This window comes from Streptomyces sp. NPDC051569, assembly GCF_044454085.1.
Lineage (GTDB): Bacteria > Actinomycetota > Actinomycetes > Streptomycetales > Streptomycetaceae > Streptomyces.
Genome location: NZ_JBITDJ010000003.1, coordinates 141,173 through 167,182 on the forward strand (window position 1 = coordinate 141,173; position 26,010 = coordinate 167,182).

Sequence of the window (26,010 nt, forward strand, 5' to 3'; positions counted from 1 at the left end):
CCCGAATCGCCACCCGGGAACGTCCCCCTTGAACAAGGGAGTTGAGAAAGGAGCCTGTCCATCCGGCTGCACCTCCTCCGGTCGGCGGAGTACCCTTCCTTGATCGTTGACGGGGGCGGGAAGGTGGTGCGCGGGTGAGTTCGGGAGGGCTGGAGCTACCCCCCGGTGACCCGGGTCACGAGGGGGAGACCGGCGACATCCCGCCCGGAGCGGTCTCCCTCGCGCGGCCGATGGAGATCGGGGCGGAACTGGACTGGGGCACGGACGCCTGGAGCGAGGTCCGTACCCGCGCGCAACGGGCCGGGCGGGCCTACATCTGGCTCAATCTGGTGGAGCAGCGGCTGCGCGCGGTCGTCGCCGCGGTCCTGCGGCCCATCTACGACCCCGTGCACGGCGAGGAGTGGGTGGTCGCCGCGGCCGGTCCGGCGGGGCAGGAGTGGGTGCAGCGCGCCGTGGCCGTACGGGAGGTCTCGCGCCGCAAGGGCTACCTCCTCGATCCGGCGGACGACAACGTCCTGAGCTTCCTCACCCTCCCGCAGCTCCGGGAGCTGATGGTCCAGCACTGGCCCTGCTTCCAGCCCTACTTCGACGACCGCCGTGACGTGGAGCTGGCGCTCGACGAGCTGGAGGTCGCGCGGAACGTCGTCTCGCGCAACCGCGCGCTCAACGAGGCGGTCCTCGCCCAGGCGGAGCGTGCCTCGTCCCGGCTGCTGGAGATCCTGGGCGGCGGCAGCGGCGTGCCGTCGTCGGCGCGCCTGAGGGTCGACGCCGTGGAGGACCTGGTCGGCGACCGGTACGCGGACGTGGTCTCCGTCCACCCCGACCGGGTCCGGCTCCAGCGCCAGATCCCCGCCGAGGATCTCTTCGGGGGTGCCCGGCGTGTCGACGCGATCGGCATCGGTCTGAACCTGCTCGTCCAGAACTTCTCGGGCCGGCGGCTGATCCGGCTCGCCGAATCGGGCTGCCGGATACGCCTGGTCTTCCTCAACCCGGCCAGCAGCGCGGTCAAGCGCCGTGAGCGCGAGCTGGGACTCAAGAAGAACGAGCTGAGCCGCTCCGTCGAGATGAACATCCTCCACATGCGGCGGGTGCGCTCCCGGCTCCGTGACCCGGGCGCCTTCGAGATCCACGTCTTCGACGAGACGCCGCGCTTCACCGCGTACCTCGTCGACGGCGACGGCCCGGACGGTCTCGCCGTCGTCCAGTCCTATCTGCGCCGGGCGCGCGGCATGGAGGCGCCGGTCTTCGTGCTGCGGGGCGGCGGGCGCGAGGTGGTCCGCTCGGGGCAGGACACGGAACACGGCCTCTTCCAGACCTACCGCGAGGAGTTCGAGTCGGTCTGGACGGATTCCCGGCCGGTCTCCTGACAAGTCCGTGGGGCTCGTGGCGGGTCTTCCGAGGGGCTCCGGGGCCGGTCGTTCCGGGTCGTTCCGGAGGGCTGTCCCACGGCGTTGTCAGTGGCGCGTGGCAGGGTGAATGTCCAACGGGGGAAGCACCACCGCACCATGAGGGAGGGCCACGATGGATTGGCACGGAGAGCCGCTGGTCGGATTCGATCTGGAGACGACGGGCACCGACATCGAGCGTGACCGCGTCGTCACCGCCGCGCTCGTCAGGCTGGGGCCGGACGGACGTCCCGCCGAGGAGCGCACCTGGCTGCTCGACCCGGGGGTGCCGATCCCCGAAGAGGCAGCGGCCATCCACGGCATCTCCACGGACCGGGCCCGCGCGCACGGGACGCCGGCCGCTCCCGCCATCGAGGAGATCACCGAGGCCGTCGCCCAGGTGCTGCGGTCGGGCACGCCGCTGGTGGTCATGAACGCGCGGTACGACCTGTCCCTGCTGGACCGCGAGTGCCGGCGGTACGGCATCGACCCGCTCGCCGTCCGGCTGGGCGCCACGCCGTCACCGGTCATCGATCCACTGGTGCTGGACAAGCATGCGGACCAGTACCGCAAGGGGAAGCGCACGCTGCAGGCGCTCTGTGCCCATTACGGAGTGCCGCTGGACGCCGCGCACGACGCGGCGGCCGACGCGGTGGCCGCCGTCCGTGTGGCGCGGCGCATGGGCGAGCGGCACCGCTCCATAGGCTCGCTGCCGCCGGCGGACCTGCAGGCCCTGCAAGTGCGCGCGGCGGCGGCGCAGTCCGCCTCCCTGCAGAGCTACCTGCGGCGTACGTCGAACCCCTCGGCGTACATCGAGCCCGCCTGGCCCTTCGTCCCGCACCAAGCGGGCCGCGAGGCGGGGGCGGGCCGCGAGGCGGGAGCCGGCTGTCCGTCCGCGTCCCGTCCGCCCGTGTCCCGTCCGTCCGCGTCCCGTCCCGCCTGATCCGTCAGAACGGATACCAGCGGACCTCGGGGTCGTCCTCGCGCAACGAGGCCACCCGGCGCCGGAACTCGACCAGCGCCGTGGGGTTGGTGGGAGCGTGCTGGGCCACCCAGGCACAGCTGGCCGTTTCCCGGGCGCCGCGCAGGACCGCGCAGCCGTCCCAGCCGCGGACATCCCAGCCGTAGGCGGCGGTGAAGGTGTCGTACGCCTCGGCGGCCAGCCCGTACCGGTCCCGGGACAGGGCCATGACCACCAGGTCGTGTTCGCGGAAGTCCGAGGAGAAGGTCTCCAGGTCGACCAGGACCGGCCCGTCCGGGCCGACATGGACATTCCGGGGCAGCGCGTCTCCGTGGATCGGGCCGGGCGGCAGATGCGGGGTGAGCCCGGCCGCGGCCTCGGCGAAGCCGTCCCGGCGCTCGCGCAGATAGTCGGCGTCGGCCGGGTCGATCGCGTCACCCGCGATCCGCAGCCAGCGCTCCACCCCGTCGAGCAGTTCCCGGCGGGGCAGTGCGAAGGAGGGCGTGGGAAGCGCGTGGACCAGCCGTAGCAGCGAGGCGAGATCGCCGGGCCCGGCGGGGCGGGTGGCATCCGGCAGCCGGTGCCACAGGGTCACCGGATGGCCGTCGACCGACCGTGCCCCGGGCTCCGCAGCCCGTACGGCCGGAATGCCGCACTCCGCCAGCCAGGACGCGAGAGAGACCTCGCGCCGCGCGCGCTCCAGCAGTTCCGGGTGCGCCGTCGCGTCCCGGCCGATCTTGACGACCAGCCCGTCCGTCGCGAACACCGCGTTCTCACCCAGGGCGAGCAGTTCCGCCCCGTGCCCCAGCCCCGCCGCGGCCAGAATCTTCCGCGCCCGCGCCTCGTCCATCGCTCGCTCACTTACTTCCGGTACTTCCGGCACGTCCGCGTCCGGTCGGTCATCCGGGAAAGTCTCGCATCCGCGCGGCCCCCTCGGCCGACCGAGGCCCGGCCGATATCACGGTGGGCGGGACGTCTCGTCCCCCTCCAGGGCGCGGGCCATGACCTTATCGACCCGCGCGGCCGGTCTCTTCGAGGCGGCGCTGCCGGGGGCTGGAACGAGGGGGCTGGAACGAGGGGGGCTGGAACAAGGGGGGCTTGAACAAGCCGTATCGCCCCACCCTCCGACGGGTGGGGCGGAGGCCGCCGGGTGCCGCCCACCGCCGCGCGGAGCGGGTGCATCCCCCGCAAGCCGGACCGAAGCCCCTTACGGTCGGGGCGCGTTGACGGACAGGCCCGACTTATGGCCCACTGGCCGGTTTCCTCGCACGGAGAGCCGCCGGGCGCGTGACAAGCGGAGGAGGCACTTGATCTGAGCGCGTCAATCAGCGAGGGTTTCGAGCCAGTCCGCCGGAGACCTTCCGTCCGACGGGCGATCCCCCCACAGATGATGACGAGGAGACCCCTCTTCATGGCACCTCACCAGCGTGCGAGCAGGAGCAAACTCACCGCCGCCCTCACCGCCGCGGCCACCGCGGCCGCGATCACCGCGCTCACTTCCCCCACAGCGGGCGCGGCCCCGGCCCAGGGCGTGGTGTACGGAGCCGACGCCCCGGGCACCGTGGCCGGCAGCTACATCGTGATACTGGACCGGGCGGCCGGCGCCCGGGCCGGAACGGCCCCCGCTACGAAGGCGGCCAAGAAGGAGCTGGCCGAGGAGTACGGAGGCCGGCTCAACCGGAACTACAGCTCGGCCATCGACGGCTTCTCCGCCAGTGGACTCACCGATACGGAGGCCAAGCGCCTCGCGGCCGACCCGGCCGTCGCCAAGGTCGTCCGGAACAGGACGTTCACCGTCCAGGACACCCAGGACAGCCCGCCGTCCTGGGGCCTCGACCGGATCGACCAGACGGCCACCACCGGCGACAACACCTACACCTACCCGGCGGGTGCCGGCGAGGGGGTGACGGCGTACGTCATCGACACCGGAGTCCGCATCACCCACGAGGACTTCGAAGGCCGCGCCGCCTACGGCTACGACGCCGTCGACAACGACGACTCCGCCGACGACGGCTACGGACACGGCACGCACGTCGCCGGGACCATAGCGGGCGCCGCGCACGGCGTCGCCAAGAAGGCGAACATCGTCTCCGTCCGGGTCCTCGACGACACCGGCTACGGCACCACCGAGCAGGTCGTCGCCGGGATCGACTGGGTCACCGCGAACCACCAGGGTCCGTCCGTCGCCAACATGAGCCTCGGCGGCGGCGCCGACGAAGCGCTGGACGCGGCCGTACGCAACGCCATCGCCTCCGGCGTCACCTTCGCCGTCGCGGCCGGCAACGAGACCAGCGACGCGCGTCTCAGCTCCCCCGCCCGCGTCGAGGAGGCCCTCACCGTCGCCTCCTCCACCGTCGACGACCAGCAGTCGTACTTCTCCAACTACGGCTCGCTCGTGGACCTCTACGCCCCCGGCTCCAACATCACGTCGGACTGGAACGACAGCGACACCGCCACCAACACCATCTCCGGCACCTCGATGGCGACGCCCCACGTCGTGGGCGCCGCCGCCCTCTACCTCGCCGCCCATCCGGACGCCACACCGGCCGAGGTCGCCACGGCCCTGACCGGCGGCGCCACTCCCGACGTCATCACCAACGCGACCGCGGGCACGGCGAACAGGCTGCTCAAGATCGTCGAGTAGCACCGCGCTCCGGGCCGCTCACGGCGACCGGCGGCCGCCGCGCCCTGCCCCACGGGGCGCGGCGGCCGCCCTATCGTGTGCGGATGACCACCACGTACGCGGCGCTCCTGCGCGGAATCAATGTGAGCGGCCACAAGCGGATCCCGATGGCCGGTCTGCGGGAACTGCTCTCCGGGCTCGGCCACGGCGACGTCGTCACGTATCTGCAGAGCGGCAACGCCGTCTTCACCAGCGCGGCGACCGACGAGGACGCGCTGGCGGAAGGAGTACGCCACGCCATCGAGGAGCGCTTCGGCTTCACCGTCGACGTGCTCGTGCGCGACGCCGCCTATCTGCGGGCCATCGCCGACGACTGCCCTTTCCCGGCCGCCGCCCTGGAGGCCAAACAGCTGCATGTCACCTACTTCTCCCGGCCGGTGGGACCCGAACGGCTGGCCGCGCTCGACCCCGCCGCGTATCTCCCCGAGGAATTCCGGCTCGGCGACCGGGCGCTGTATCTCTACGCTCCCCACGGCCTCGGCAGGTCCAAGCTCGCCGAAGCGCTGGCCAGACCCGCGCTCTTCCGGGGCACCGTCGCCACCAGCCGCAACTGGAACACCGTCGTCAAGCTCGTCGAGCTGACCGGTGGCTGACCGAGGCGGCCGGCGGTCCCGCGACCGGGGCACGGTGATCAGACCGGAGGGGCCACCGGACCGACCCGCTCCGCCCGCGCCGTCCAGCGGCCGTCCGTACGGGAGATCCGTACCGGATGGTCGAAGCACGCGCTGACCCGCGCCGTGGTGAGCACCTCATCGGCGGGCCCCGCCCCCGGTGCACCGTCCCGCGCGCAGCAGCATCGCATGCGTGGTGGAGGCGGGCAGCTCCTCCAGATGGTGGGTGACCAGCACCGTCGCCAGCTCGGGATGTTCGAGCCGCAGGGTGTCCAGACTGCTGAGCAGCTGTTCGCGGGCGGCGAGGTCGAGACCGGTGGCCGGTTCGTCGAGCAGCAGCAGCCGGGGACTCGGCATCAGGGCGCGGGCGATGAGCGTACGGCCCCGCTCGCCCTGCGACAGTGTCGGCCGGCGGTTCCCGGCCTTGCCCTCCATCCCCAGCATCGCCAGCAGCCACTCGGCCCGCTCGCGCTCCTCCGGGCGCGGCGCCCGACGCGGCACGGGCTCGTGGAGTTCGTCAGTCCGGTCAGCACGACATCGCCGACCCGCAGCGGCGAGCGCAGCGGATGGCGGGGATTGACGTGGCCGAGCAGCGTCCGCAGCTCCCGCAGATCGACCCGGCCCAGCCGCTCGCCCAGAATCTCGACGGTGCCGCGGCTCGGTGCGTCACCGCCCCCACCATGCCCAGCATGGTCGACTTCCCGGCGCCGTTGGCACCGAGCAGGGCCCAGTGCTCTCCGCTCCGTACGGTCAGCGAGACCGAGTCCAGCAGCGGTTTCCCGTCGCGGACGACGTCGATGTCGTCCACGCGCACCACGATGGTCATGTGCGTGTGCTCCTTCGGGGGGATCGCGGGCCCGGGAGCGGCGAGCGGTACGGGGCGCGCCATCAGCCGGTGGTGGTCACGGCGGGAACGCCGGGCCGTGTGGCGGGCCGCGCGCGGGCTGGAAGCGGTGGCGCACCGAGGCGATCCCGGTCGGGGAGTGTGCCCGCTCCAGTGAGCCGGCGGCGGTGATGTGCGGGCCGGGCCGCCGGATCCTATCCTCGCGCGGCCGCGCCTTCAGGGCGCTCGGCCGCGCCGCCGGGAGCGGGCCGTCGTTCCCGCCGCCGGTGCAGGAGGGCGTCCGTCGCCCCGGCTCCCAGCTTCTGCAGGAGGCTGTAGGCGAGCACGGGCATCAGGACCTGGGGGTAGGCGGGCAGGTGCGCCGCCGCGAAGACGGCGCTCGCGCTGCTGTTGTTCATGCCGGAGGCGAGCGTGATGGAGACCGTGTCGGGGGGATCGCTGCGCAGACCGCGTGCGAGGGCCCAGCCCACGGCGAAGGAGGCGACGCAGGTGCCGGCCGCCACAGCGATGGACGCGGCGACGAACGCGGGCTGTGGGTGGTGGAGTTGGCCGGTCAGCGCGCCGCAGGCGTTGCCGTAGGTCAGCATGAGGGTGCCCGCGAGGGCGCCCAGTTTCCATGACGGCAGAGCGCGCGCGAGCAGGCGGTCGGGCACCAGCCGCTGGACCAGCAGCCCGGCCAGGCAGGGGGCCAGTACGCCCGCCGCCGCGAAGGCGCCGCCGCCCGCGTGGGCCATGCCTCCCAGGTCCCGCGCGTAGTGGCCGTGGGCCAGCATGGACGCGGTGGACAGGGTCAGCGGAATCGTGAGCGGACTGAGCAGCGTCGAGGTCAGGATGATGCCGACGACGAGGCTGTGATTACCGCCGGCCCGGCTCCCCCAGACGCTGGCTCCGCCCGCGACCGGCATGGCGCCGACGAGCGCCATGCCGGTGAGGAGTCCGCTGCCGCCGTCGGCGTCGGGCGAGAAATGGAGGACGAGTGCGAGTGCGGGCAGCGATATCAGCGGGACCGCGGCGTTCACCGCTGTGCCGATGAGGAGCGGCAGGGGCCGTCGCGCGAGCGCGGGCAGCGCGCGGAGCGGGACGTGCAGGGCCGCGCTGAACAGGACGAGTGCCAGCAGCAGTGAGGGGAGCGTGATCCGCGTCGTCGGGGTACCGGGCGCGCCCAGGGCGAGGTGGCGCAGCCGCAGCCCGGGGCCGGGGAGCAGCAGGGCCGCGGCATAGGCGGCCATCATTGACCAGGTGAGGGTGCGCTGGGCGAAGCCGAGCGCACGGGGGACGAGGGGTTGGTGCAAGGGGGGCGTTCCCGTCCGGTTCTCGGCGCGTGCACGGAGGAGGGTGGCGGTGCGCGCGGCGTATCAGCGGGAAGGCGGGCGGGCAGGGCGTACGGAAGCCCATCAGCGTGAACCCCGGGCGGAGGCGCGGCGGGAGCGCAGCACCTCCAGGGCCAGCGGGATGAGCGAGACGACGACCACCAGCGCCACGATCGGCAGCAGGTAGCGGTCGACGTTGGGGACCGAGGAGCCCAGGGCGTATCCGGCGAGGACGAGACCGACGGTCCAGCCCACCCCGCCGATCACCTGCCAGAGGGTGAAGAGACGGGCGGGCACGTTCAGGGCGCCGGCCAGCGGATTGAGCACGGTACGCACGACGGGTACGAAGCGGGCCAGCACGATGGCCTTGGCGTGCCCGTACCGGTCGAGGAGTTCCTCGGCGCGGGCCGCCCCCTCCTGAAGCTTCCGGGAACGGCTCCGGGCCAGTAGTGCCCGGCCGCCGCGCCGCCCGATCCAGTAACCGGTCTGCGAGCCCAGCAGGGCTCCGACGGCCGAGGCGACGAGGACCTGGGGGAGGGAGAGGTGGGCCGCACCGTGCATGCCCGGGACGGACAGCAGGCCGGCGGTGAAGAGCAGGGAGTCACCGGGCAGGAAGAACCCGACCAGCAGGCCGGTCTCGGCGAAGAGGACGACGGCGATGCCGAGGGCGCCGAAGGCGGAGAGGAGTGATCCCGCGTCGAGAAGGTTCACGGCCTGGGGCGTCGCCGTGAGCGCGGACAGGGCCATAGGGGCTCGCTCCCGTGATGGTCGAAGGGGGGCCTGCGCGACGATTCGGATGTCTACAGTGCGGTAGACAGTCTACTGCACTGTAGACGAAGCCGGTCTGCGGCGCTCCGGCAGCGGACCGCCCGGACCCGCCGTGGCGATGCGCGCCGCGCCTCCCGCTGTACTGCTTTTGCCGACGGGCGCCCGGGTCGGTCGCGCGGCCGGGGGGGGGCGCGCTAGCGGGGCCGCTCCGGCAAGGGCCGCGCGGACGGCGACAGATAGGCGCGGCAGTCGTGCGGGCCGGGAAGGTCCGGGAGACGCCGGACGCGCCAGCCGCGGGCGTACGCCGGTGGCCCGCCCTTTCCCGCCACCACGACGGCCACCGGCCGGCCACGGGCGACGGCCGCGATCCCCGCCGGGGTGATCGCGGCGTCGTGGCCGCCGGTCTGACGCGACGCGCAGCCGGCCCGGAAGGCGATCCGGACGGCCTCCGCCCCGCTGACCACGCAGGGCGGTCGGATCCCCTGGCGGGCCAGCTCGGCCGCCACCCGGCCGAACAGCACCTGGTTGGCCCGCCCACGCGAGGCCGCGCCGTCGAGGACGGTGTACTGGACCCCCAGGTGCGCGGCCAGCACCGCCGCGAGTGCGCCCATGGCCAGGGGGCGCGGCCGCGCCGCCCTGCCGATCCTGGCCAGGCACAGCGCCACCGGAAACGCGAGCAGCGCATAGGTCGGGAGCAGGAAGCGCGGCGCCGCGTAACCGATCATCAGCAGGTACGGCACGGCCAGCGACAGGCCGGCCAGCGTCGGCACCAGGACGACGGCCGTACGCCGGAGCCGGGCCCCGGCCAGCACGCCGCCGGCCGCGAGCACCGGGAAGGCGAACCACCACAGCGCGGTGACCGGCCGCCGCCACGGCACGTCGCACGGGCGGCACAGCAGCCGCCCGTCGAGCGCGCGCATCTGATCGCCGAAGGCGAGATGCCAGCCCAGGTCCCCCTGGATCTCGCTCGCGCGGTGCAGCCGCGTGAACAGGCCGCCGTAGCTGACATACGCCTCGACCACCCACTCCGCGCAGCCGAGCACCACCCCCGCGACGAGCACCAGCGGCAGGACCGGACGCCGCCACTCGCGGACGAGGAGCGCGCAGGCAACGAGCGGCAGGGCGAGCCAGCAGGCGTCGGAGGGCCGCATGAGCGCGACGAACGCCGGCCCCGCGCCGACGCCCACGAGGGCGGCGTGGTCGGACCGGTCCCGGACGGCCCGCAGAAAGCAGCCGACCGTGAAGAGGGACCCGAGGGCGACCCACAGGTTGGGCATGACCTGCGGACCGTAGAGCACGGAGATCCACAGCCCGGCGAACAGCGCGCCGGCCAGAGCGAGCACGCGTCCGGGGAAGATGCCCCGCCACACCCGGAGCGCGAGGAAGAGCCCGGCGCCGGACAGCAGTGCCAGACAGACCCGGAGTGCCACGACGGACGAGGTCAGCGCGGTGACCGGTGCGACCAGGAAGGTGATGCCCCGGGCGCGCGGCGCGCTGAAGAACGCGCTGTCGGCGGCCGGGCGGACCTGGCTGACGTACACCGTCTCGTCCCAGCCGAGCCCCGATCCGGGCACGACGAGCACCAGCTGGACGACCGTGTACGCCACGGCCACGGCCGCCGCCCATCCGAGGTCACGGGTGAACGGCCGGCCCCCGCCGGTCCGGCGACGGGTCCCGCGCTGACCGGTGCTGACGGCCGACGTCTGTGTCATACGGCCCACGCTGCACGCGCACCGCCCACCCGGCCATCGGGGCACGGCACCCGGACGAACACCGGGGCCCGGCCGGACCTTCCCCGTCGCCGGGACTCTCCCCGGCCGCCGGACCTTCCCGTCGCCGGACCCTCCCTGCCGCCACCCCTTCCCGTCGCCGGACCCTTCCGGCCGCCGGAATCGGCGCCGTACCAGCCCTCGCGGTGCGGATTTCACTCCGACGGGCGAGCGATCCGGGTGTCACCTAACCTGATGATCGTGGCAAGACGCCCGCCATCCGAAGTCTTCACCTGGACTCCCGGGAGCGACATGCCTGTTCCTGATGTGAGCGTGATAGTCGGCGCGTACGACGCGATGCCTTATCTGGTCCGCTGCCTCGAATCGGTGGAGAACCAGACGCTGGGCGCCGACCGCATCGAGCTCGTCGCGATCGACGACGGCTCGACCGACGGTACGGGGGATTATCTGGAGGAATTCGCCGCCCGGACGCCTGTTCCGGCCACCGTGGTACGGCAGGCCAACTCGGGCGGCCCCAGTGGGCCCCGTAACAGGGGCCTGAGCGTGGCCCGGGGGCGCTACGCCTTCTTCCTGGACGCCGACGACTTTCTCGGCGAGGAAGCGCTGGAGCGCATGGTCGGCATGGCCGACCGGGTCGGCACCGACGTGGTGCTCGGCAAGGTCGAAGGAGTGAACAGAGGCGCTCCGAGCTCGATGTGGACCCGCACGGCCGATCGCGTCGACATCTACGACTCGCGGGTCATCTACACGCTCAGCGCGCAGAAACTCTTCCGGCGCGAACTAATCGCCCGGCTGGGCCTGCGGTTCGACGAGGGGCTGAGGACCGGTGAGGACGCGCTCTTCACGATGGAGGCGTACGTCCGCGGCGGCGGCGTCTCGGTCATCTCCGACTACACGTGCTACTACCTGGTCGGCCGCGAGGACGGCAAGCACGTGACCAGGACCGGCGGTTACGCGCCGCGCTTCGAGGCGACCGGAGCCCTGATGGCGCTCATCGCCGAACTGGCACCGGCGGGCCCCAAGCGCGACCGGCTGATGGTCCGGCCGTTCACGGTCGGACTGATGCAGCAGTTCGCCCACGGGGTGACGAAACAGCCGGGGCATGTCCAGCGCCACAAGGTCCAACTGGCCGCACCCCTGATGGCGCGGTACTGGACCCCGGGGGTGGCCAGACACATCAAGGTCGCCGAGCGGCTGCGGCTGGAGTGCGTCGCCCTGGGGCGGCTCGACCTGCTGGCGGACGTGCTCGCCTTCATCAAGGCGGAGAGGAAACCCGAGGTGGTCCACCGGGGCCGCCCGAGAAAGCCGCATCTCGCCTTCCCGCACTTCGGCAACAGGCACGCCGGCATCCAGGACTCGGTGTACGAGGTGACCGTGCCCGACTGGGTGGGCAAGCCCGGCTCGGAGCGCATCGCGCCACCGACGGCCGACCGCCGGGGCGAGCCGCTGGCCCGTCGGGTGGCGGCCCGGTTGCCCAGGCGGGTGAGGCCCTTGGCACGCTGGGCGTATCGCATGACGCGGCGCCATTGACCGGTGCCCGATGCCGGTGACCGATGCCGGTGCCCGGTGTCGCCGGCCGGGTGTCAGCGGCCCGCGGGAGGACGAGCTCGTACGGACCGCGCCGGCCCGTCGCGCTTGTTCACGCACGATGTCCGCCCGGCGTGGCCGCGCGGCGCCAGGCGGCGTCGCGGAGCAGGCGCAGGCCGTTGAGACCGACGATGACGGTCGAGCCCTCGTGGCCCAGCACACCGAGTGGTAGCGGCAGGTGCCCGGCCAGGTCCCAGACGACCAGGCCGGAAATGAACACCGAGGCGATCACGAGGTTCTGCACCACCAGACGGCGGGCCGCGCGGGACAGCGACACCACGGCGGGCACGGTGGCGAGTTCGTCGCGCACGATGACCGCGTCGGCGGTTTCCAGCGCGAGGTCGGAGCCGGCGCGCCCGAGGGCGATGCCCGTGTGGGCCGCCGCCAGGGCGGGGGCGTCGTTGACGCCGTCGCCGACGACCAGCACCTTGCGTCCGGCACTCTCCATCTCCCGTACGGCGGTGACCTTGTCCTCGGGGAGCAGTCCCGCCCGCACGGCGGTGATGCCGACCTCGTCGGCGAGGCGCCCGGCGGCCCGGGGGTTGTCGCCGGTCAGCAGTACCGGCGCGGCCCCGGTCAGGGCGGCCAGGGAGGCGACGGTGGCGGCGGCGTCGGAGCGGAGCCGGTCGGCGATGGCCAGCACACCGATCGGGACACCGTCGCGCTGGACCAGGACTGCCGTACGGCCCTCGTTCTCCAGCCCGGCCGCGATCTCCCGGGCCCACTCCGCGGACGCGTCACCCAAGCCGTCGAGCAGCCGCGCCGGGGCGCCGACCGTGATGACGCGCCCGCGTACGGCGGCGCGGACACCGGCGCCGGGGAAGGAGGCGAAGTCCTCCGCGTCGGCGAGGAGAAGGCCACGGCTGCGGGCGGCGTCCACGACGGCGCGCCCGAGCGGGTGTTCGCTGGAGTGTTCGCGACACACCGGCCGCCGAGGGCGCGTAGGGCGTCCGGCCGATCCGCCGTCAGGCGCGTGTGACGGCTCCGCGCAGGCCGTAGCCTGCGGCCCCGACCGCCAGTACGGCCGCGCCCGAGATGACGGAGGTCAGGGGCAGGGCGAGGGCGAGGATCGCACAGCCCAGCAGGCCGACCAGGGGAACGATGCGTGGTGGACGCCTTTCGGCAGCCGTGAGGGTCAGGGCCGCCGCGTTGGCTATCGCGTAGTAGGCCAGGACGGCGAACGAGGAGAAGCCGATCGCCGCTCGCACGTCCGTGGTCGCGGCGAGGACCGCCACCACGGCGCCCACAGCGAGTTCGGCCCGGTGCGGCACCCGGAAGCGGGGGTGGACGGCGGCGAGGGTGCGGGGCAGATGGCCGTCGCGGGCCATCGCCAGGGTGGTGCGCGAAACACCCAGGATCAGCGCCAGCAGGGAACCCAGAGCGGCCACCGCGGCGCCGATCCTCACCACAGGCACCAGGCCCGGGGCGCCGGCCGCACGGACGGCTTCGGCCAGCGGCGCCGACGCGTCGGCGAGCCGGCCGGGACCGAGTACGGCCAGGACCGCGACGGCGACAGCCGCGTACACCAACAGGGTGATGCCCAGGGCGAGCGGGATGGCGCGCGGGATGGTGCGCGCGGGGTCACGGACCTCCTCGCCGAGCGTGGCGATCCTGGCGTATCCGGCGAACGCGAAGAACAGCAGGGCGGCAGCCCGCAGGACACCTTCGGCACTGGTGTCGGCGCCGATGTCCAGCCGCACGCTCCCCGCCGTGCTCGCGGTCAGGCAGACGGTGGCCACCGCGGCGAGCACTGCCAGGACGATGGCGACGATCGACCGGGTGAGCCACGCCGACTTCTGTACGCCGCCGTAGTTCACCGCTGTCAGCACCACCACGGCGGCGACCGCCACCGCGTGCGCCTGTCCCGGCCAGACGTAGGAACCGACCGTGAGGGCCATGGCGGCGCACGACGCGGTCTTGCCGATGACGAAGCCCCAGCCGGCCAGATAACCCCAGAAAGGGCCGAGCCGCTCCCGGCCGTAGACGTAGGTGCCGCCCGAGGCCGGATAGCGGGCCGCCAGCCGTGCCGAGGACGTCGCGTTGCAGTACGCCACCACGGCCGCGACGGCCAGCGCGAGCGGCAGACCGGACCCGGAGGCGCCTGCGGCAGGCGCCAGAGCGGCGAAGACGCCCGCCCCGATCATGGATCCCAGGCCGATCGTCACCGCGTCGAATACGCCCAGACGCCTCTTCATCGGCACCCCTGTGCCGGCCGGGAGGGCCGCCTTCATCGTTCGCTCCTTCGTACCCGGCCTTCACAGCCGTCGCGACCGTCGTGTCTCCGGCCCCACGGCGGGACCGCTTCTCCGGGGGCTCTCCGGCCCCCGTTCGTCCCGGTCAGTGCCCCGGCTTCTCGCCCTGGGCGATCTCGACGCTTCGGTGCAGGCTCACCACTCCGGTCAGAGCTCCCGCCGCCGACGCCGTGGCGCACAGGATCAGCAGCACGAGCAGTGCGGGGACGAGTCGGCCGCGCGCGGGGGCGCGCAGCAGGGCTTCGACCCGTTTCGGGACCGGTCCCGAGGTGGCCGCCGGGGCGAAGAAGGGCCGCGCGGGGGAGGCGCCCCGGCTCGCGAGCGCCGCGCGGGCGACGGCCCGGGCGGTGAGCCGCCGGTCGCCGGTGGCAGCTGCCGCCGCCTCGTCGGCGGCGCGTTCCACGGTCAGGGCCACCGCTCCGCGCAGCCGCCGCAGACCCGGATGACAGTGGGCCGCCAGGTCGGCGGCGGCGAGGAAGTAGTGGTGCCGGCCCGCGAGGTGCGCGCGTTCGTGGGCGAAGAGCACTTCTCGTTCGGCGGGCCCGAGTGCGCGCAGCATGCCGGTGGTGACCACGATCCTGTCCGGGTTGCCCGGCAGGGCGTAGGCGTCGGCGTGTGCGGCGTCCAGTACGCACAGATCACCGGCGAGGGGGCGGGCGTCCACCTCGTGCCGGGCCGAGCGGAGCTGACGGAGCTGCCGCGAGGCCCAGCGCGAGAGGGTCCACGCGCAGACCGACAGCGCGCCCGTCGCGAGGGCGGTCGCCGGGTAGAGGACGGAGCGGGGAGCCACGTCGAGCGGATGGATCAGCTCGCCGAGCCTCGCCAGGACGGACACCTTCAGGGCCCCGGCGAGCAGGAGTGTGCCGAGCGACACCAGGGAGCTGAGCGCGAGCGCGACCGCCGCCCCGGTCAGCGCCCACAGGGCGGTGACCGGGTTGAACCGCTCGACGGCGCGGTGTGCGAGCAGCGGTGCGGCGAAGGGGACGAGCAGGGGAACGATCAGCAGGACGATCACTCGTCACCCGCTTCGAGCAGCTCTTTGAGGACCCGTTCGTCCTCGGTGCTGAGCTGGGAGACGAAGCGGGCCAGGACCGTTTCGCGATCGGTGTCCCGGTCGAGTTCGTGGTGCATGCGCCGGGCGGTCAGTCCCGGCGCGTCCTGGGTGGGGAAGTAGGCGTAGCCACGGCCGGAGCGCTCCCGGCCGACGGTGCCCTTCTCGTACAGGCGGGAAAGGATCGTGGTCACGGTGGTCCTGGCGAGGGGCAGGGTGAGGTCCCGCTGGACCTGGCCCGGGGTCTGGGGTGTTCCGGCCGCCCAGAGTATCGCCAGGACGCTGGCTTCCAGTTCGCCCGCCGGCCGGCGTTCGGCGCCGGTGTCCGCCATGGAACGCTCCTCACCCTGATCGTCTACAGTTGAGTAGACCGTCTACTGGATTGTAGTCGGCCGGGGCGTGCCCCGGCTTCCCCTGTCCGCCCATTATGAGAGGGCCTCCGACCGTGCCCGCACCCGTGCCCGCCGCACCGCCGCCACCGGCCCTACCGTGCCGCTCCTCCCGCCCGGCGCGGCGCGAAAGTGAGACGAAGCGATGATCCTCGCGTACGACGGAGCGTCGGTCGACGGCTCCCTCTACCTCGACGTGGTCGGTCTCGCCCGCCGCTCCCCGGGCTGGCTGGACGATCTCGTGTCGGCCTGGTCCACGTACGGGCTGCTGCTCTTCGCCCTGCTCATGTGCGTGGCCTGGTGGCGGGCGAGAAGCAGCGCCCCCACGGTGGCCGTGACAGCGCTGGCCGCCCCGCTCATCACCCTCCTCGCCTTCGGCGTCGACGACCTGCTGAAGCTGGCGGTCCGCGAGGACCGGCCGTGCCGGAGCCTGCGGACGGCCACCCTGGAAATCTGCCCCCCGCCGGGCGACTGGTCCTTCCCCAGCAACCATGCCGCGCTCGCCGCGGCGGCGGCCGTCGCGCTGCTCTTCGCCTCCCGCCGCCTGGGCTCGATCGCGCTGGTCGCGGCGCTCCTCATGGCGGCGTCCCGCGTCTGGGTCGGCGTCCACTACCCGCACGACGTCCTGGCCGGCCTCATCGTGGGCACGCTCGTGGCGCTCCCGTCGGCCTGGGCGGCCCGTACGAAGCTCGCGCCGTTCGCCGAACGGCTGACCACCACCCGGCTGCGGCCCCTGCTGGTCGGGTCCTGAGCCGCCGGGTCGCCACTCCGGTGTGCCCGGAAGGAGTTGCGCGGGCGCGGTCGCGAGGCGTTGCTGCCGGCCCGGCCGCGAGGTGCTGCGCCGGTCGGTCGCGCGCGTCAGGTCACGCGAGCAGGGCCAGGGCCGTGCCCCGGCCCGCCGCCGCGCGGTCGTACCGCCGCAGCAGCAGCCGGGCCAGTTCGGGCGCCGGGCCCAGGACGTCGGCCAGGATGTCGGCGCCGGACTCGTGGGCCCCGGCGGCGATGCGGTCCGGGAGGCGGCCGGGGGCGATGACGTACGGGGACACGGCGATCCGGCGGACGCCCGCCGCACGGAGCTCGCGGACCGCGTCCTCGGTGCGGGGGAGGGACGCGGAGGCGAACGCGGGGCGCACGGTGTGCCAGCCGCTCCGCTGCCACCGCCGGGCGATCGCGGTGATCGCCGCGATCGCCTCCGGGTCGGAGGAGCCGGCCGAGGCGAGGACGACGCCGGTCGAGGTCCGGTCCCCGGGGCTGAGACCGGCCTCGTAAAGGCGTCGCTCCAGCGCGCCGGTCAGCAGCGGCGAGGGGCCGAGCACCTCGGCCTGCCGGACGCGCGTCAGCGGATGGCGGGCGGACGCCTCCCGCAGGACCGCCGGGATGTCGGACTTGGCGTGGAAGGCGCGCGTCAGCAGGAGCGGCAGGGCGACCACGTCCCGTACCCCGTCCAGCGCCAGCCGGTCCAGCAGCTGAGGGACGGACGGGGCGTTGAAGTCCAGGAAGCCGGTCTCCACGCGCAGCCCGGGACGCCGCGACCGCACCCGCTCGGCGAGCGCGTGCACGGTCGCCGCGTGCCGGGGGTCGCGGCTGCCGTGCGCGATGACCAGCAGGACGGGACGCGGCGGTACGGGGTGCGGTACGGGACGCGACGGCGCTGCGGTGTGGTGCGACGCTGCGGCGTGGTGCGGTACGGGGTACGGGGATACGGCGTGGCGCATGGCGTATCAGCTCTTCACGAGGAGACCGCGGCCCCGCAGGACCCGCCGCTCCAGCGGACTGAAGATCAGCAGGTCGATGGCGATACCGACGACCAGGATCAGGAATATGGCGAGGAACACCATCGGCATACTGCCGACCGTACGGCCGTTCTCCAGCAGCTGGCCGAGTCCTACGCCGAGATCGGGCGAGGAGGCGATGATCTCCGCGGCCATCAGTGAGCGCCAGGAGAACGCCCAGCCCTGCTTCAGCCCCGCCAGATAGCCCGGCAGCGCCGCCGGCATCACGACGTGCCAGGTGCCGCGCAGCCCGGTCGCCCCCAGGGTGCGCCCGGCCCGCAGGAAGAGCGGCGGCACCTGGTCGACGCCGGAGACCAGGCCGTTGGCGATCGACGGGACCGCGCCGAGCAGGATGACGGCGTACATCATCGAGTCGTTCAGCCCCAGCCAGATCACGGCCGGCGGCACCCACGCCACCGACGGCAGCGACTGGAGCCCGGACAGCACCGGACCGATCGCGGCCCGTACGAACTTCACCCGGGCGACCAGCAGACCCAGCGGGGTGCCGATCACCAGCGCCAGCAGGAAGCCCAGCAGCCCCCGCGAGACACTGGTCCAGATGTAGCCGAGCAGGGTGCCCCGCGCCCACGCGTCGGCCACCTCGTCCCACACCGCCGAGGGTGATGGCAGTTTGTAGTCGTCCGTGACCTTCGCCCAGACGAGGATCTGCCACACCGCCAGGACCAGCACCACCGCGGTGACCGGTGGCAGGACCTTCTCGACGAGGGTCCGGCTCACCGGCGTACGCCCGGCCGGCACGGTCTCCAGCGCGTCGAGTCCGGCCTCGACACCGGCCAGATCCCCGCGCGGGGACACGTCCCGCGAGGCCGGCGTCGTCGTCTCAGCGCTGGCCATGGCGGCGGATCTCCCCACGTAGTTCTTCGGTGATCTCGACGGACAGCTCCGCGACGGCGGTGTCCTCGATACGGCGCGGCTGCGGGATGTCCACCCGCCACTCGCGGGCCACCCGCCCCGGCCGCGACGACAGCAGCACGACGCGCTCGGCGAGCCGTACCGCCTCCCGCACGTTGTGCGTGACGAACAGGACGGACAGCCGCGTCTCCCGCCAGATACGGGTCAGCTCGTCGTGCAGCACATCGCGGGTGATGGCGTCGAGCGCCGCGAACGGCTCGTCCATCAGCAGCAGTTGACTGTCCTGCGCCAGTGCGCGGGCCAGTGCCACGCGCTGGCGCATGCCGCCGGACAGCTCGTGCACCCGCTTGCCGTGCGCGCCTTCCAGCCGGACGAGCGCCAGCAGCCGCTCCGCCTCGCCGCGCCGCCGGTCCTTCGCCACGCCGCGCAGCCGCAGCGCCAGCTCGATGTTCTTGCCCGCGGTCAGCCACGGGAACAGCGCGTGCTCCTGGAACATCAGGGCCGGCCGGCCGCCGGGTGTGTCGATGGAACCGGCGGACGGCCGGTCGAGCCCCGCCACCAGGTTCAGCAGCGTGGACTTGCCGCAGCCCGACGCTCCCAGGAGAGTGACGAACTCGCCCGGCGCGACATCCAGCGTGATGTCGTCCAGGACGAGCTGCTGCCCGCCGGGCGTCGCGAAGGACTTCGAGACGCCCGCGATACGGGCGGCGTGATCCACCGCCGGGGTGCTGTCGGCGGCCTTGGCGAGGGTCGGTGCCATGGTCGTCACCTCCTGGGAACGGCGCGGACGGGACGGTTACTTGACGCCGAGACCGGCGTCGGCGACCTCGGGCAGCCCCTCGGCCTTGAGTACCTTGTTGAGCGGCCTCAGGTCGTAGATACCGGCCAGGTCGGGCTTCTCCAGCAGACCGGCCTTGACCGCGTGGTCCGCCTCCGACTGGAGCGTCGCGGCCAGCGGGTCGTTGATGATCTGGATCGACTTCCACGCCGGGTCCAGCACCTCGGGCGGCAGCGCCTTGCCGGAGAGCGTCTTCAGCGCCTCGTTGGCGGACGCCTTCGCCTGGTCCTCGTTGGCGTTGATCCACTCATTGGTCTTCACCGAGCCGCGCAGCACGGCCTCGACCACGTCCGGGTGCTCGCCGAGGAACTTCTGCGACACGATGATGTTCGTGATCACGAACTGCTTGTCCGGCCACAGGTCGGACTCGTCGAGCAGTACCTCGGCCCCCTCGGCGACCAGCTTCGAGGCGGTCGGCTCCGGCACCCACGCGCCGTCGATCGCGCCGGACTTGTAGGCGTCCGGGGTGATCTTGTTGTCCGTACGGACGACGGAGACATCGCCCTTGCCGGATTGCGCGTCGACCTTCCAGCCCTTCTCGGCTATCCAGTTGAGGAACGCGACGTCCTGCGTGTTGCCGAGCTGCGGGGTGGCTATCTTCTTGCCCTTGACGTCGTCCAGGGTCTTGATCTTCTTGGGGTTGACGACGAGCTTCACCCCACCCGAGGCGGAGCCGCCGATGATGCGCAGGCTCTTGCCCTTGGTCTGGGTGTAGCCGTTGACGGCGGGGGAGGGGCCGATGAATCCGATGTCGATGCTGCCCGCGTTGAGCGCCTCGATCTCGGAGGGGCCCGCGTTGAAGGTGGCGGGCGCCACCTTCGTACCGCCCAGCTCCTTCTGGAACAGACCCTCCTGGATGCCGACCAGGGCCGTCGCGTGGGTGAGGTTCGGGAAGTAACCGATCTTCACGGTGTCGGCGGAGAGCTTCTTCGCGCCCTCGGCGACGGCCGGCTTCCCGGCGCCGCTCTTGTCGTTGTCGGCGTCGGAGCCGTAGCCGCAGGAAGTGAGCACGACAGCGAGCAGAGGAAGCGCGGCGGCCGCGGCCAGACGGCGTCGCGAGCCGGTCCGCGATGCGGTGATACGCGTAGGTGCGGTGGTACGAGTACGGGAGACAGGCACGGGAGGTTTTCCCCTCGTTGGCCCGGCACTCACGTCCCTCGGGCGGACGGGGGCGTGGCCGGGAAGTCGGCAGGTCTTCGGCGGTACGGGTACGGCACGTGGGGGGTGCGGGCGCGCGAGCGGTGCGCGTACGTCATCGCGCACATCGCGCCACCCCGCCCGTTCCCGCGCCGAGGGCGCCGCTGCCGACCCGGCCGCCCTCCTTCGCGAAGGTCGCGTAGACATCGATGGTCATCAGAAATCCCATCCGTCGCTGTCGGTGTCGGTGTCGGTGTCGCTGGTGGTGTCGCTGCCGCTGTCGGCCGGAGCGGATCCGGCCGCGAACGCCTCGCCGGCCATACCGGCGGTCAGTGTGGTGCCGTCGGCCGGGTCGATGAGCAGGAAGGACCCGGTGCGGCGGGAGTCCGCGTACGCGTCGAGCGCGAGCGGCTCGGCGGTGCGGAGCGTGACCCTGCCGATGTCGTTGGCGGCGAGCCGGCCGGGGGCCGGATGCTGGGACAGGTCGTCCAGGGTCAGCCGGGAAGGGATGTCCTTCACGATCGCCTTGACGGTCCGGGTGGTGTGCCGCAGCAGCACCCGCCGGCCCACGGTGAGCGGCTGGTCCGCCACATGGCAGACGGTCGCCTCGACGTCCTGGGTGACGCCGGGCGCGTCCGCGCTGGGGGCGATCAGATCGCCGCGCGAGATGTCGATGTCGTCCGCGAGCCGCACGGTCACGGACTGCGGGGCCCAGGCGATGTCGACGCTCCGGCCGAGCGCGTCGATCGCCTCGATGCTGCTCGTACGCCCCGACGGCAGCACGGTCACGGCGTCGCCGACCCGCAGCACACCCGAGGCGATCTGCCCCGCGTAGCCCCGGTAGTCGGGGTGTTCCACGCTCTGCGGGCGGATCACGTACTGCACCGGGAAACGCGCCGGGCAGGCCGTCAGGTCGTGGCTGACCGGCACGGTCTCCAGATGCTCCAGCACGGTCGGGCCGCCGTACCAGTCCATGTGCGCGGAGGGCTCGACGACGTTGTCACCGGTCAGTGCCGAGATCGGGATCGCCGTCACGTCGGGGACGCCCAGGGAGGCCGCGTACGCGGTGAACTCCTCGGCGATCGCGGCGAACACGGGCTCCGCGTAGGCGACGAGGTCCATCTTGTTGACGGCGAGCACCACATGCGGGACCCGGAGCAGGGCGGCGACGGCGGCGTGCCGGCGGGTCTGCTCGACCACCCCGTTGCGGGCGTCGACCAGGACCACGGCCAGGTCGGCGGTGGACGCGCCGGTCACCATGTTCCGGGTGTACTGCACGTGGCCGGGGGTGTCGGCGAGGATGAACCGCCGCCGGGGCGTGGCGAAGTAGCGGTACGCCACATCGATGGTGATGCCCTGCTCACGCTCGGCCCGCAGCCCGTCCGTCAGCAGCGCCAGGTCGGGCGCCTCCTGGCCCCGGCTGCGCGAGGCGTGCTCGACGGCCTCCAGCTGATCGGTCAGCACCGACTTGGAGTCGTGCAGCAGCCGGCCCACGAGGGTGGACTTGCCGTCGTCGACGGAGCCCGCGGTCGCGAAGCGCAGCAGCGTGGTGGCCGAGATTCCCTCGGCGAACCGCTCGGTGGTGCTCGTCATCGCTAGAAGTACCCTTCGCGCTTGCGGTCTTCCATCGCGGCCTCGGACATCTTGTCGTCGGCGCGGGTCGCGCCGCGCTCGGTGAGCCGGGAGGCGGCGATCTCGGCGATCACCGCGTCCAGCGTGGTGGCCTCGGAGTCGACAGCGCCCGTGCACGACATGTCGCCCACCGTGCGGTAGCGCACGACGCGCCGCTCGACCGGCTCGCTCTCCCGGGGGCCGCCCCAGTCACCGGCGGTCAGCCACATGCCCTGCCGCCGGAACACCTCGCGCTCGTGGGCGAAATAGATCTCCGGGAGCTCGATCTCCTCGCGGGCGATGTACTGCCAGACGTCCAGCTCGGTCCAGTTGGAGAGCGGGAAGACCCGGACGTGCTCGCCGGGGGCGTGCCGGCCGTTGTACAGCTGCCACAGCTCGGGCCGCTGACGGCGCGGGTCCCACTGGGAGAACTCGTCCCGCAGCGAGAACACCCGCTCCTTGGCGCGGGCCTTCTCCTCGTCGCGCCGCCCGCCGCCGAACACCGCGTCGAACCGCTCGGACCGGATCTTCTCGGTCAGCGGCACCGTCTGCAGCGGGTTGCGGGTGCCGTCGGGACGTTCGCGCAGCGTGCCCGCGTCGATGTACTCCTGCACGGAGGCGACATGCAGCCGCAGCCCGTGCTCGGCCACCGTACGGTCGCGGTACTCCAGGACCTCGGGGAAGTTGTGCCCGGTGTCGACGTGCAGCAGCGTGAACGGCACCGGCGCCGGCGCGAACGCCTTGACCGCCAGACGCAGCATGACGATCGAGTCCTTGCCGCCGGAGAAGAGGATCACCGGCCGCTCGAACTCCCCCGCCACTTCCCGGAAGATGTGCACCGCCTCGGATTCCAGGGCGTCCAGGTGGCTCAGCGCGTACGGGGCGTCCGTGCCCCCGCCGACGGTCAGGGCGGTCGTGGTCACGCGAGACCCCTCTCGGTGAGCAGCGCGTGCAGCGCCGCGGCCGATTCCTGTACGGACTGCTGGTGCGACTCGATCCGCAGATCAGGCGAGTCCGGCTCCTCGTAGGGGTCGTCGACGCCGGTCAGCCCGGAGATCTCGCCCGCCGCCTGTTTCGCGTACAGCCCCTTCACATCGCGGACGGAGCACACCTCGACCGGTGTGGCCACGTGTACCTCCAGATACGCGCCGGTCCCGGCCCGGTGCCGTTCACGTACCGCTTCGCGACTGTCCGCGTAGGGGGCGATCACCGGCACCAGTGCCTTGACGCCGTTCGACGCGAGCAGTTCGGCGACGAAGCCGATGCGCTGGACATTGGCGTGCCGGTCCGCGCGGCTGAAGCCGAGGCCCGCGGAGAGGAACGCGCGGATCTCGTCGCCGTCGAGCACCTCGACGCGGTGGCCTTCGGCGCCGAGCCGGCTGGCCAGTTCGTACGCGATGGTGGTCTTGCCGGCGCTCGGCAGACCGGTGAGCCAGATGGTGGCGCCCCGCTCCGTGGCATCCTGCTCCGTGGCGTCCCGCCCCGTCACGCTCGACCGCCGCCCCTCCGGAAGTGTCCGACCGCCCGTCATCCGTGCAGTCCGCATTCGGTCTTGGACCGGCCCGCCCAGCGGCCGGCCCGCGCGTCCTCGCCCGCCAGGACCCTGCGGGTGCAGGGCGCGCAGCCCACCGAGGCGTAACCGTCCGTCAGCAGCGGGTTGGTGAGGACGCCGTGCCCGGTGACGTACGCGTCGACGTCGTCCCGCGTCCAGCGGGCGATCGGCGAGACCTTGACCTTGCGGCGCTTCTCGTCCCAGCCGACGACCGGGGTGTTCGCCCGGGTGGGCGACTCGTCGCGGCGCAGTCCGGTGGCCCAGGCGTCGTACCCGGTCAGGCCCTCTTCGAGCGGCTCGACCTTGCGCAGCGCGCAGCACAGGTCGGGGTCGCGGTCGTGCAGCTCCGGGCCGTGCTCGGCGTCCTGCTCGGTGACCGTCCGGCGCGGGGTGAGCGTGATGACGTTGACGTCCATGACGGCGGCCACCGCGTCCCGGGTGCCGATGGTCTCGGGGAAGTGGTAGCCGGTGTCGAGGAACACCACGTCGACGCCGGGCCGGACCCGGGAGGCGAGGTGGGCGACCACCGCGTCCTCCATCGAGGACGTGACACAGAAACGCCCGCCGAAGGTGTCCGTGGCCCAGGTCAGGATCTCCTGGGCCGAGGCGTCCTCCAGCTCCCGGCCCGCCCGCTCGGCCAGCGCCTTCGGGTCGCCGCTCCCCGCTGCCGCCGTCGCTTCCGTCATGTGGCTTCTCCCCCTCCGTCGCCGCGCCGGAGCCCCCGGGACAGCAGCCCGAGGAACTTCAGCTGGAAGGCGCGGTTGCACGCCGCGCACTCCCACGCACCATGACCTTGCTCGTGGGGGCGCAGATCCTCGTCACCGCAGTACGGGCAGTAGAAGGGCGCGGCACGCTCGCTCATGAGAGCGCCTCCGCCGAAGCGCGCGCCGCCCAGGTGGCGAAGCGCTCGTCCTCCTCGCGCTCCTTCTGGAAGCGGCCGAGCACCCGCTCGATGTAGTCGGGCAGTTCGTCGGAGGTGACCTTCAGACCGCGCACCTTGCGGCCGAAACCGGCCTCCAGGCCCAGCGCGCCGCCCAGGTGCACCTGGAAGCCCTCGACCTGGTTGCCGTCGTCGTCCAGGACCAGCTGCCCCTTGAGGCCGATGTCCGCGACCTGGATACGGGCGCAGGCGTTGGGGCAGCCGTTGATGTTGATGGTGATCGGCTGGTCGAAGTCCGGGATCCGGCGCTCCAGTTCGTCGATCAGGGTCGAGCCGCGCTTCTTCGTCTCGACGATCGCCAGCTTGCAGAATTCGATGCCCGTGCAGGCCATGGTCCCGCGCCGGAACGGCGACGGCTTGACCCGCAGGTCCAGCGCCTCCAGGCCGGCCACCAGCGAGTCGATCCGGTCCTCCGTGACATCGAGGACGATCATCTTCTGCTCGACGGTGGTCCGCAGCCGGCCGGAGCCGTGTGCCGCGGCCAGCTCGGCGATCCTCGTCAGGGTGGCGCCGTCGACCCGGCCGACGCGCGGCGCGAATCCGACGTAGAAGCGGCCGTCCCGCTGCCGGTGCACACCGACGTGGTCACGCCAGGTCTGTACGGGCTGCGCCGGGGCGGGCCCGTCGACGAGCTTCCGCTTCAGGTAGTCGTCCTCCAGGATCCGGCGGAACTTCTCCGTACCCCAGTCGGCGACCAGGAACTTCAGCCGGGCGCGGGTGCGCAGCCGGCGGTAGCCGTAGTCGCGGAAGATCGAGATGACGCCGGTGTAGACGTCCGGGACCTCGTCGAGCGGCACCCAGGCGCCCAGGCGCTGGCCGATCTTCGGGTTGGTGGAGAGTCCGCCGCCCACCCACAGGTCGAAGCCGGGGCCGTGCTCGGGGTGGTTCACCCCGACGAAGGCGATGTCGTTGATCTCGTGCGCCACGTCCAGCAGGGGCGATCCGGAGATCGCCGACTTGAATTTGCGCGGCAGGTTCGAGAAGTCGGGGTTGCCGACGATCCGGCGGTGGATCTCGTCGACCGCCGGGGTGCCGTCGATGATCTCGTCCTCGGCGATCCCGGCGACCGGGGAACCGAGGATCACCCGGGGCGTGTCACCGCAGGCCTCGGTCGTGGAGAGCCCCACCGCTTCGAGGCGGTTCCAGATCTCCGGGACGTCCTCGATCCGGATCCAGTGGTACTGGACGTTCTGCCGGTCGGTGATGTCGGCGGTCCCGCGCGCGAACTCCTGCGAGATCTCGCCGATGACCCGCAGCTGCTCGGTGGTCAGCCGTCCGCCGTCGATCCGCACCCGCAGCATGAAGTACTTGTCGTCCAGCTCCTCCGGCTCCAGGATCGCCGTCCTGCCGCCGTCGATCCCGGGCTTGCGCTGGGTGTACAGCCCCCACCAGCGCATCCGGCCGCGCAGGTCATTGGGGTCGATCGAGTCGAAACCGGCCTTGGAGTAGATCGTCTCGATGCGCGCCCGCACGTTGAGGCCGTCGTCGTCCTTCTTGAACTGCTCATTGCCGTTGAGCGGAGTGAAGTGACCCACGGCCCACTGACCCTCGCCGCGGTGGCGGCTCACCTTGCGGTGCGGGCTCGCAGGGGTCGCTGGGGTCGGCTTTTCCGGGGTGGCGGCCATGACGGACACGTCCTTCGGGACTGCGGGAGGGCGGCTCTGGGCCGCACACGCGCGCGAGGGCACGACGGTGCGCGGGCGAGTACAGAGAAGA

The 26,010-nt window shown here is 72.6% G+C and carries 23 protein-coding genes and 2 pseudogenes; 6 read left to right on the plus strand and 19 right to left on the minus strand.

Features of this window, described 5'->3' with window-relative positions:
- The first annotated feature begins 134 nt into the window (after window positions 1-134).
- Window positions 135-1,367, plus strand: coding sequence for an SAV2148 family HEPN domain-containing protein (locus ACIBAE_RS06410; RefSeq protein ID WP_399282703.1), 1,233 nt, complete (start codon window positions 135-137; stop codon window positions 1,365-1,367).
- Between the two features lie 154 nt (window positions 1,368-1,521).
- Window positions 1,522-2,328 carry an exonuclease domain-containing protein gene (locus ACIBAE_RS06415; RefSeq protein ID WP_399282704.1) on the plus strand — a complete coding sequence of 269 codons (807 nt, stop codon included), beginning with the start codon at window positions 1,522-1,524 and terminating at the stop codon, window positions 2,326-2,328.
- 4 nt (window positions 2,329-2,332) lie between these two features.
- Here the strand turns inward: ACIBAE_RS06415 and ACIBAE_RS06420 are convergent, their stop codons facing one another.
- Window positions 2,333-3,196, minus strand: coding sequence for a phosphotransferase enzyme family protein (locus ACIBAE_RS06420; protein WP_399282705.1), 864 nt, complete (start codon window positions 3,194-3,196; stop codon window positions 2,333-2,335).
- 561 nt (window positions 3,197-3,757) lie between these two features.
- Between ACIBAE_RS06420 and ACIBAE_RS06425 the strand changes: the two genes are divergently transcribed.
- Together ACIBAE_RS06425 and ACIBAE_RS06430 are read left to right on the plus strand one after the other, a co-directional pair.
- Entirely contained in the window at window positions 3,758-4,990 is a 1,233-nt protein-coding gene (locus ACIBAE_RS06425; RefSeq protein WP_399282706.1) for a S8 family serine peptidase, read from the plus strand.
- 83 nt (window positions 4,991-5,073) lie between these two features.
- The gene (locus tag ACIBAE_RS06430; RefSeq protein WP_399282708.1) at window positions 5,074-5,622 is read left to right on the plus strand and encodes a DUF1697 domain-containing protein; all 549 of its coding nucleotides are present in this window, start codon (window positions 5,074-5,076) and stop codon (window positions 5,620-5,622) included.
- Between the two features lie 38 nt (window positions 5,623-5,660).
- On the opposite strand, the pseudogene ACIBAE_RS06435 reads toward ACIBAE_RS06430, so the two are convergent.
- From ACIBAE_RS06435 to ACIBAE_RS06450, 4 genes and pseudogenes are all read right to left on the minus strand, one after another.
- Window positions 5,661-6,466, minus strand: a pseudogene (locus ACIBAE_RS06435) (ABC transporter ATP-binding protein).
- Window positions 6,467-6,678: 212 nt separating this feature from the next.
- Entirely contained in the window at window positions 6,679-7,776 is a 1,098-nt protein-coding gene (locus ACIBAE_RS06440; RefSeq protein ID WP_399282709.1) for a bile acid:sodium symporter family protein, read from the minus strand.
- Window positions 7,777-7,878: 102 nt separating this feature from the next.
- On the minus strand, window positions 7,879-8,541 hold the full coding sequence (locus tag ACIBAE_RS06445; protein WP_399282710.1) for a DedA family protein: 663 nt from the start codon (window positions 8,539-8,541) through the stop codon (window positions 7,879-7,881).
- Window positions 8,542-8,756: 215 nt separating this feature from the next.
- The gene (locus tag ACIBAE_RS06450; RefSeq protein ID WP_399282711.1) at window positions 8,757-10,274 is read right to left on the minus strand and encodes a hypothetical protein; all 1,518 of its coding nucleotides are present in this window, start codon (window positions 10,272-10,274) and stop codon (window positions 8,757-8,759) included.
- Window positions 10,275-10,583: 309 nt separating this feature from the next.
- Here ACIBAE_RS06450 and ACIBAE_RS06455 point away from each other — a divergent pair, with 309 nt between their 5' ends.
- Window positions 10,584-11,822: a glycosyltransferase family 2 protein gene (locus ACIBAE_RS06455; RefSeq protein WP_399282712.1), complete on the plus strand. Its 1,239-nt coding sequence runs from the start codon at window positions 10,584-10,586 to the stop codon at window positions 11,820-11,822.
- A gap of 109 nt (window positions 11,823-11,931) precedes the next feature.
- On the opposite strand, the pseudogene ACIBAE_RS06460 reads toward ACIBAE_RS06455, so the two are convergent.
- The 4 genes and pseudogenes from ACIBAE_RS06460 to ACIBAE_RS06475 form a co-directional block, all read right to left on the minus strand.
- Window positions 11,932-12,795: pseudogene (locus tag ACIBAE_RS06460) on the minus strand (HAD-IC family P-type ATPase); the annotation flags it as partial.
- A gap of 49 nt (window positions 12,796-12,844) precedes the next feature.
- The gene (locus ACIBAE_RS06465; protein ID WP_399282713.1) at window positions 12,845-14,110 is read right to left on the minus strand and encodes an APC family permease; all 1,266 of its coding nucleotides are present in this window, start codon (window positions 14,108-14,110) and stop codon (window positions 12,845-12,847) included.
- A 106-nt stretch (window positions 14,111-14,216) separates the two neighbouring features.
- Window positions 14,217-15,146 (minus strand): M48 family metalloprotease, encoded by a 930-nt coding sequence (locus ACIBAE_RS06470; protein WP_399282714.1) that lies wholly within the window; start codon window positions 15,144-15,146, stop codon window positions 14,217-14,219.
- On the minus strand, window positions 15,143-15,514 hold the full coding sequence (locus ACIBAE_RS06475; protein ID WP_399282715.1) for a BlaI/MecI/CopY family transcriptional regulator: 372 nt from the start codon (window positions 15,512-15,514) through the stop codon (window positions 15,143-15,145). Before ACIBAE_RS06475 ends, ACIBAE_RS06470 begins: the two co-directional genes overlap by 4 nt.
- A gap of 202 nt (window positions 15,515-15,716) precedes the next feature.
- On the opposite strand from ACIBAE_RS06475, the gene ACIBAE_RS06480 reads away from it, so the two are divergent.
- Window positions 15,717-16,322, plus strand: coding sequence for a phosphatase PAP2 family protein (locus tag ACIBAE_RS06480; RefSeq protein ID WP_399282716.1), 606 nt, complete (start codon window positions 15,717-15,719; stop codon window positions 16,320-16,322).
- Between the two features lie 112 nt (window positions 16,323-16,434).
- Here ACIBAE_RS06480 and ACIBAE_RS06485 read toward each other — a convergent pair whose 3' ends face one another.
- The 10 genes from ACIBAE_RS06485 to ACIBAE_RS06530 form a co-directional block, all read right to left on the minus strand.
- Window positions 16,435-17,286 carry a sirohydrochlorin chelatase gene (locus ACIBAE_RS06485; protein ID WP_399282717.1) on the minus strand — a complete coding sequence of 284 codons (852 nt, stop codon included), beginning with the start codon at window positions 17,284-17,286 and terminating at the stop codon, window positions 16,435-16,437.
- Between the two features lie 6 nt (window positions 17,287-17,292).
- Window positions 17,293-18,198, minus strand: coding sequence for an ABC transporter permease (locus ACIBAE_RS06490; RefSeq protein ID WP_399282718.1), 906 nt, complete (start codon window positions 18,196-18,198; stop codon window positions 17,293-17,295).
- The gene (locus tag ACIBAE_RS06495; protein ID WP_399282719.1) at window positions 18,185-18,976 is read right to left on the minus strand and encodes an ABC transporter ATP-binding protein; all 792 of its coding nucleotides are present in this window, start codon (window positions 18,974-18,976) and stop codon (window positions 18,185-18,187) included. The genes ACIBAE_RS06490 and ACIBAE_RS06495 overlap by 14 nt, the downstream gene beginning before the upstream one ends.
- 36 nt (window positions 18,977-19,012) lie before the next feature.
- Window positions 19,013-20,134: an aliphatic sulfonate ABC transporter substrate-binding protein gene (locus ACIBAE_RS06500; protein ID WP_399283049.1), complete on the minus strand. Its 1,122-nt coding sequence runs from the start codon at window positions 20,132-20,134 to the stop codon at window positions 19,013-19,015.
- Between the two features lie 273 nt (window positions 20,135-20,407).
- Entirely contained in the window at window positions 20,408-21,784 is a 1,377-nt protein-coding gene (locus ACIBAE_RS06505; RefSeq protein WP_399282720.1) for a sulfate adenylyltransferase subunit 1, read from the minus strand.
- A gap of 2 nt (window positions 21,785-21,786) precedes the next feature.
- Window positions 21,787-22,725: a sulfate adenylyltransferase subunit CysD gene (gene cysD, locus ACIBAE_RS06510; protein ID WP_399282721.1), complete on the minus strand. Its 939-nt coding sequence runs from the start codon at window positions 22,723-22,725 to the stop codon at window positions 21,787-21,789.
- Complete coding sequence (gene cysC, locus ACIBAE_RS06515; RefSeq protein ID WP_399282722.1) at window positions 22,722-23,348, minus strand: adenylyl-sulfate kinase; 627 nt, start codon at window positions 23,346-23,348, stop codon at window positions 22,722-22,724. Before cysC ends, cysD begins: the two co-directional genes overlap by 4 nt.
- Window positions 23,330-24,040 carry a phosphoadenylyl-sulfate reductase gene (locus ACIBAE_RS06520; RefSeq protein WP_399282723.1) on the minus strand — a complete coding sequence of 237 codons (711 nt, stop codon included), beginning with the start codon at window positions 24,038-24,040 and terminating at the stop codon, window positions 23,330-23,332. Before ACIBAE_RS06520 ends, cysC begins: the two co-directional genes overlap by 19 nt.
- Window positions 24,037-24,216 carry a hypothetical protein gene (locus ACIBAE_RS06525; RefSeq protein WP_399282724.1) on the minus strand — a complete coding sequence of 60 codons (180 nt, stop codon included), beginning with the start codon at window positions 24,214-24,216 and terminating at the stop codon, window positions 24,037-24,039. The genes ACIBAE_RS06520 and ACIBAE_RS06525 overlap by 4 nt, the downstream gene beginning before the upstream one ends.
- Window positions 24,213-25,919, minus strand: a complete 1,707-nt coding sequence (locus ACIBAE_RS06530; RefSeq protein ID WP_399282725.1) for a nitrite/sulfite reductase — start codon at window positions 25,917-25,919, stop codon at window positions 24,213-24,215. The genes ACIBAE_RS06525 and ACIBAE_RS06530 overlap by 4 nt, the downstream gene beginning before the upstream one ends.
- Window positions 25,920-26,010 lie beyond the last annotated feature (91 nt).